Consider the following 5,958-nt stretch of genomic DNA (forward strand, 5'->3'; position numbering starts at 1 on the left):
TGCGGCGGATAKCSGCGGGGCGAAGCGGACTGCGCATCGACGATCGGGTACAACGACATCAGAAGGCCCTCGGCACGGAAACGGTTGGCTCGACACCACCGGACCTACCGAGGGCCTTCCCTCACCTCCAACACGACACGCCGCCCAACCCCACCACTTCTCAAACGCTCACTTAGAACTCCTAACTTTGGGTGCGTTGGAGTTGGCGCCAGCAGATGAGGGCGCAGGCGAGGCTGAGGAAGGCTTCGTGGATGTCGTCGCGGATTTCCCAGCGGATGCGTAGGCGGCGGAACCAGTGCAGCCAGGCGATGGTGCGTTCGACGACCCAGCGTCGGGTGCCGAGGCCGGAGCCGTGTGGTGTGCCGCGTCGGGCGATGACGGGGGTGACGCCGCGGGCGCGGATCTGGTGGCGGTGGCTGTCGTAGTCGTAGCCCCGATCGGCATACAGCCGGTCGGGGCGCCGCCGTGGCGGGCCCGGCCGCCCGCCGATCGGGGGGATGGCGTCGAGCAGAGCGGTGGTCTGGGTGGAGTCGTGTCTGTTCCCGCCGGTCAGTGTGACCGCGAGGGGGATGCCGCCGGCGTCGGTGATGACGTGGTGTTTCGAGCCAGGCTTGCGGCGGTCGACCGGGCTCGGACCAGTTTTGGGCCGCCCTTGAGCGCCCGGATGTGCGAGCCGTCGATCACCGCCCTCGACAGGTCCAACTGACCCGCGCCCCGCAGCCGGGCCAACAGCACCTCATGCAGCCGCTGCCACACCCCCGCCTGATTCCAATCGCGCAGCCGGCGCCAGCAGGTCATCCCGGAGCCGAACCCCAACTCCTGGGGCAGGTACTCCCACGGAATCGCGGTGTAGAGCACGAACAAGATCCCGCACAACACCTTGCGGTCATCCAGCGGCTTACGGCCCGGATACCGGCTGCGACGAGGTGGGCGGGGTGGCAGCAACGGCGCGATCTCGGCCCACAACTCATCCGAGACCATCCACGGCGGCTGCTCACCCCTCCTCACGTCCAGACGAAACGACCCTCACATCCGATCGGTTACGCCCAACATCATTGAGCCATTTTCATCGTGACGGCGCAGGTCACGGGCGGTGTGGGAGGCCGGTGTCCAGGTAGGACGAGGCTCCCGGTAAGACAGCAATCGACCAAGATCAGATGCCCCAACCGGGAGCCTCGCTGTGCTGTCTTACCCTGCCGCGATTCCGTTGTCCACCCGCAGCCTGAACCACCTCGCCGCCCTCATCCGAACCCGCCGCCAGCAGCAACGGTCTCGGTGGCGACGCCTCGACCCCGGCCGGCAAGCCCTGCTCGCCCTGGCCCACCTGCGCAACGGCGACACCTACACCCGCCCGGCCGCCGGATTCGACATCGGCGTCACGACCGCCTGGCGTTATGTCCGCGAGGCCATCGACCTGCTCGTCGGCGATCTCGTCGAGCGTGCGCTTCACCCCGGACCGGGTCGGGTACTCCAACCGACTCAAGCAATGGCGTGACCTGGCCACCCGCTACGCCAAACGCGCATCCCTCTACCGAGCCAGTCTGATCCTCATCGCCGCTGTCATCTGGCTTCCATGATCGACAGGACAGGCCCTAGGTGTACGTGAGTTCGCCAGCCGAATCGGGTTGGTCTAGCCCTCTGCTTCCTATCGCGGCTGCTACTCCTGAGTTTCCCCTGCTTTGTTGGAGCGGTGGTTACCTGCTGCCGGCTGGTGCAGGGGTGGTGATAGGTGGTTCGGCTGGTTCGGTCTGGTGGTTGTGCCAGGCGGCCTCGTACTCGTTCGGGCTGAGGTAGCCCAGTTCCTTCTGGATGCGGCGGGTGTTGTACCAACCGTCGATGTAGGCGAAGATCGCGTTCTCGGCCTCGTCGCGGGTCCGCCACGAGGTGCGGTAGACGAGTTCGATCTTCAACGTTGACCAGAAGTTCTCCATGAGCGCGTTGTCGGAGCTGTCGCCGACGGAACCCATCGAGGGCAGGATCCCGTTGTCCTGCAAGCGTTCCGCGAAGCGGAAAGACGTGTAGTTCGATCCCCTGTCCGAGTGGTGGATCAATTGGCCGTCGCGGACGTCGCGCGACCAGATGCCGTATTCGAGGGCGGCGAGGATCAAGTCGGTGTCGCAGCGGTCAGACGTCTTCCAGCCGACGATCCGGCGGGAGAACGCATCGCGGACTGCGGCGAGCCAGAACGCGCCCTCGCCGCAGGGATGCGAGTGGCGTCGGCGACCCACAGGCGGTTCGGGCCGGTCGCGGTGAACTGTCGGTTGACCAGATCCGGTGCCGGCGTGTGCCGGGGATCCTGTCGGGTGGAGCCGCCGCGCCAGCCTCGACGCAGGAACGCCCCCTGCCAGCCCTGCTGCGCCATCAACCGCTCCACCCGCTTGCGGCCCACGCGGATGCCGTCACGGCGTAGCTGCCGGTGGACCCGGTCCGCGCCGTAGGTGCGCCCGGACGTCTCCCAGATCTCGTAGATGTTGGAGATCAGCCCCAGGTCGACCACGTCCCGATCACAGGGCTGCTCGGCCTGCTTGACCCACGCGTAGTAGGTCGAGGCGCCGATGTTCAGGACCCGTAGCAGGAGCGCGACCGCGAACTGGTCACGATGTTCACCGATGAACCTCATGACCGTCGCCGGGTCGGGTCGAGCTCCGCCGCGAAATACGCGCTCGCAGCCTTCCGGATCTCGTTCGCCCGCCGCAGCTCGCTAACTTCCCTGCGCAGCCGGCGGTTCTCCTCGACCATCTCGCTGCTCGACCGATCGTGACGCTCACCCTCATCCGCCTCGGCCTGCCGGATCCAGTTCCTGAGCGCCTCGTGATGCATACCAAGCTGCTCGGCCAGACGCCGGATCACCGGCTTCGGGTCCGACTCGCGGTACAGGCGCACAGCGCGCTGACGAAGCTCATCGGGGTACTTCTTCGGTGCTGCCACGGACGACTTCCTCCCCCACGGCCATCAGACCGTGGTCAAGAAGCTCCACGAAAGCGGGGGTGGCTCAGCGCTTGGGGCGGAGGATTTCTCAGGCCGTGCTGGAATCGGGAGGCAGGCTTGCGGTGCGGCCGTAGAAGCGGTGGATCTGCCCAACGACGCGCTCGAAGTCGTCCAGGCCGATGGGCTTGGTGACGTAGGCGCTAGCGTGCGCTGTGTAGCTGGCCAGCACGTCGGCGTCGACCACGGAAGTGGTGAACACGACGACCGGAATCGTCTTGAGCCACTGGTCGGCCTTGATCGCGGCGAGGACCTCCTGGCCGTTCATGCGGGGCATGTTCAGGTCGAGCAGGATCAACTCCGGGCGCGGAGCGTCGGCGTACTGGCCTTGACGGCGCACGAACGCCATGGCCTCTACCCCGTCGGGAACGTGGTGCAACTCAGCGGCCAGGGCGTGAGTGGCGAAGGTGTCCTCGATGAGAGCGACGTCGGCAGGATCGTCCTCGACCAGCAGCACCCGCAGCGGACCCAGTCGACCGCGGGCGGTTTCTCGGGCAACGTTCACAGCGGAAGAGTACTTCCCAGGCCTGACGCAGGTCACGAGGGCGATTCCGCAAGCGTTCGGAAGATCACTTCCAGTCAGTTCGGAGCCCTATGCCCCAAGGTGTAGGGCTGGGCGAATGAGCGAGGGAAAGCTGGTGGACCTGCGCCCGGCGCGGTGGCCGTCCTCCTTCGAAGGGCTTCGGCGGGCCGTTGCGGGGTGTCAGCGCCGTCAGCGGGGCCGGTCAAAAGGATCGCCAGGTGCGGGAAAGTGAGATCAGGCGCTCCTCAGCCCGCGAGCGCTCCTCGGCTACGCCCAATAGCCGCGTCCGTGGGCGATCGGCGAAGTCGGCCGCCGACACGTCCTCGAGGCGGGTGGCGCCAATCAGGTCGGCCTCGGCGGTGGTGATGAGCCCGGCGGCGACCGTGCGGGCGAGCACGACGTCGGGGTGTCCGCCGTCCGACGGCGGCACCGGCGGCTCCACGGGCGTACGCGGCTCACCGGCGCGCAGCGGCGTCCGAGCGGCGGGTGAGCGTAGTCTGAGTAGCCGCTGCGCCACCTTGGGCCCCCGCGTGGTTGAGCGCAATGCGGTCATCACCTCGGCCTGCACGTCCCCGGAGAAGCCGCGCAGCCGGTAAGCCGCTGGTGCAGTCCCGGGCAGGAGCACCCCGACCGCTCCGACTACCCAGGCGGACCGCCACCTCGGGCACTGTCGGTGAGCTGCCGCCACCCGGTCACTCACGGCGTAGCCGCAGGAAAGATGCATCAGGATCGCGGTCAACTCTGACAGCGCGATCCGCCGACGCGGCGGACCACCGCCGAGCGCCGGCCCGTCGACCGGCAGCGGCTCCGGGACGGTGGTCAGCAGCCGTAACGAGTTCGCGGAGACGTCGAAGGGTCGCTCGCCGTAGACCAGATGCGGCGAGGCCAGACCGGAGGCGGGCAGCGTGAAACGCAGGTGTGGCTGACCCGCCGTGCCACAGTGCGCTTTCGGTACTGACGAGCAGGTGCAGGTTGGCGGTGTTCGGCCAATGACGGCGCCCGTAGTCGAGTCAGTCGAGCAGTGCGTGGTGGGTCAGCTCGTCGAGCGGGCGGTCGTGACCGGCGATGGTGATGCGCCGGCCAGGCAGGTCGACGTCGTCGAGGTGCATCGCGCGGATCTGGCCGGGGCGCGCCGCGTGGACCGCGGCCAGTACGAGGAAGAGCCGGGCCTGCGGGGTTGTCGCGGCTGTAACGGCCTGGTTCAGCTCGTCGGGACGCAGGGGCTGCCAGATCGCGTCATCGACGCGTGGCCCTCTGACCCGGGCGGTCGGATTACGAAAGATCAGGTTGCTGTGCTTGGCCCAGCCGAAAAGCGACCGCAGGGCGTGGTCGCGGTCTGGCGTGGGTTGCCGTGCAGCCTGTCCAGATACGTGCTGACGTCGCGGCGGGTGACCTCCCGCAGGTGCTCGCGATGCCACGCCCAGTCGGTCAGCGCGGGCACGGTAGCGGCAACATAGCCGCGAACGGTCTCGACGCGCCGGGCGCGGACGTGTGGTCCGCCATCGCGCAGGACCGGGCCCACCGCAGCACATCGCGCCGAATGGGCGGGGCGAGGGTGGGCGAGTTTGGCGTGCAGCCATGGTTCGAGGGCGGCCGGTCGGTCATCGTCAACGACGGCCAAGGTGGCGAGGATCTCGATGACGCAGTCGAGGTTGGTGCAGCGGCGCACGACGATGACCGCGAAGCCGCTGACCCGGATCAGATCGCCTTCCTGGTAGTCGGCGAGCAGCATTACCAGTACCCGTTGCATTCCCCGGCGTGTGACCGGGGTCCAGCCACGGGCTTCCGCGTTGGTGTGGGCCAGGTGCAGTACCCAGGCCAGCCAGGGGTTGTCCGGCGCGGGGCCGTGCCGCAGATCGATTGCGGCGTAGCGGTAGCTGCGCACTTCGGCGTCGAGCAGCGGCGGCTGGATCCATCCAGTGACCGGCCGGGCGGCCGGCGGTGGTGGTGGTTTGAGAGGCCGGCCCTTGGCTCCGTAGGGTCGCGGCGCAGCCCGGGGCCTGGCCGTCCGCCGGTCCATGTCGGCGAAGAACAACTGGTGGTGCCGGAGGTCGCGCAGGTGCGACGAGCTGGGCGGGGTTGTTCGGCTCCTGACGGCTCGGGAGCGGATGGCCGTCGCCGGGCCGGCAAGGATGGTCAGGCTGTGACGGCGCCTTGTTGGCGGGAGCCCCTATCGGGACACGTCGCGCCGGTCCGGCGGCAGCAAGCCCCCCCCCGGTTACCTTTTTGATCGTCCCCAGCCGGGGCCCCTCGGTCGCCCGGCCCGGTATGACTTCCTGCCCCTGTCGTACGGATGATCCGGGGGGTGTTGTCGCCGGGTCGGGTGGCGTCGGTGGACCGCTGATAGGGACACGGCCACCCGTGTGGGGGTAGGTCTCTTCGTAACGTGGCTGCCGGCAGTCCGACGCCTGGACCAGCGGCCGAGGRCYSGGTTGCGCCAGGTGCCTCGG

General features: G+C 68.3%; 7 protein-coding genes and 2 pseudogenes. 2 read left to right on the plus strand and 7 right to left on the minus strand.

The features are described 5' to 3' along the window. Window positions 1-181 precede the first annotated feature (181 nt). Window positions 182-981 (minus strand): IS5 family transposase gene (locus NMK34_RS19670; protein WP_318334686.1). Its coding sequence is split into 2 segments (ribosomal slippage): window positions 182-645 and window positions 645-981, totalling 801 coding nucleotides; the frame shifts between segments, so codons are not numbered across the junction. A gap of 199 nt (window positions 982-1,180) precedes the next feature. Here NMK34_RS19670 and NMK34_RS19675 point away from each other — a divergent pair. Together NMK34_RS19675 and NMK34_RS19680 are read left to right on the plus strand one after the other, a co-directional pair. Then, window positions 1,181-1,420 (plus strand): annotated as a pseudogene (locus NMK34_RS19675) (helix-turn-helix domain-containing protein); the annotation flags it as partial. A 52-nt stretch (window positions 1,421-1,472) separates the two neighbouring features. Further along, a pseudogene (locus NMK34_RS19680) lies at window positions 1,473-1,577 on the plus strand (IS5/IS1182 family transposase); the annotation flags it as partial. Window positions 1,578-1,694: 117 nt separating this feature from the next. Here the strand turns inward: NMK34_RS19680 and NMK34_RS19685 are convergent. The 6 genes from NMK34_RS19685 to NMK34_RS19710 form a co-directional block, all read right to left on the minus strand. Beyond that, the gene (locus tag NMK34_RS19685) at window positions 1,695-2,147 is read right to left on the minus strand and encodes an IS3 family transposase (protein WP_232236821.1); all 453 of its coding nucleotides are present in this window, start codon (window positions 2,145-2,147) and stop codon (window positions 1,695-1,697) included. Further along, window positions 2,105-2,620, minus strand: a complete 516-nt coding sequence (locus NMK34_RS19690) for an IS3 family transposase (protein ID WP_091331546.1) — start codon at window positions 2,618-2,620, stop codon at window positions 2,105-2,107. The genes NMK34_RS19685 and NMK34_RS19690 overlap by 43 nt, the downstream gene beginning before the upstream one ends. Beyond that, window positions 2,617-2,928 (minus strand): transposase, encoded by a 312-nt coding sequence (locus NMK34_RS19695; RefSeq protein ID WP_318334687.1) that lies wholly within the window; start codon window positions 2,926-2,928, stop codon window positions 2,617-2,619. Before NMK34_RS19695 ends, NMK34_RS19690 begins: the two co-directional genes overlap by 4 nt. 88 nt (window positions 2,929-3,016) lie before the next feature. Beyond that, window positions 3,017-3,490, minus strand: coding sequence for a response regulator (locus tag NMK34_RS19700; protein WP_013476110.1), 474 nt, complete (start codon window positions 3,488-3,490; stop codon window positions 3,017-3,019). Window positions 3,491-3,710: 220 nt separating this feature from the next. Continuing rightward, window positions 3,711-4,133 carry a hypothetical protein gene (locus NMK34_RS30925; protein WP_141722637.1) on the minus strand — a complete coding sequence of 141 codons (423 nt, stop codon included), beginning with the start codon at window positions 4,131-4,133 and terminating at the stop codon, window positions 3,711-3,713. A gap of 657 nt (window positions 4,134-4,790) precedes the next feature. Continuing rightward, window positions 4,791-5,543, minus strand: a complete 753-nt coding sequence (locus tag NMK34_RS19710; protein ID WP_318334688.1) for a hypothetical protein — start codon at window positions 5,541-5,543, stop codon at window positions 4,791-4,793. Window positions 5,544-5,958 lie beyond the last annotated feature (415 nt).

It is taken from the genome of Micromonospora sp. BRA006-A, assembly GCF_033433935.1.
Taxonomy (GTDB): Bacteria; Actinomycetota; Actinomycetes; order Mycobacteriales; family Micromonosporaceae; genus Micromonospora; species Micromonospora aurantiaca.

Excerpts from the sequence above, each read along its gene's own strand:
- NMK34_RS19690 (WP_091331546.1), bottom strand. The coding sequence starts at position 2,620 with ATGAGGTTCATCGGTGAACATCGTGACCAGTTCGCGGTCGCGCTCCTG.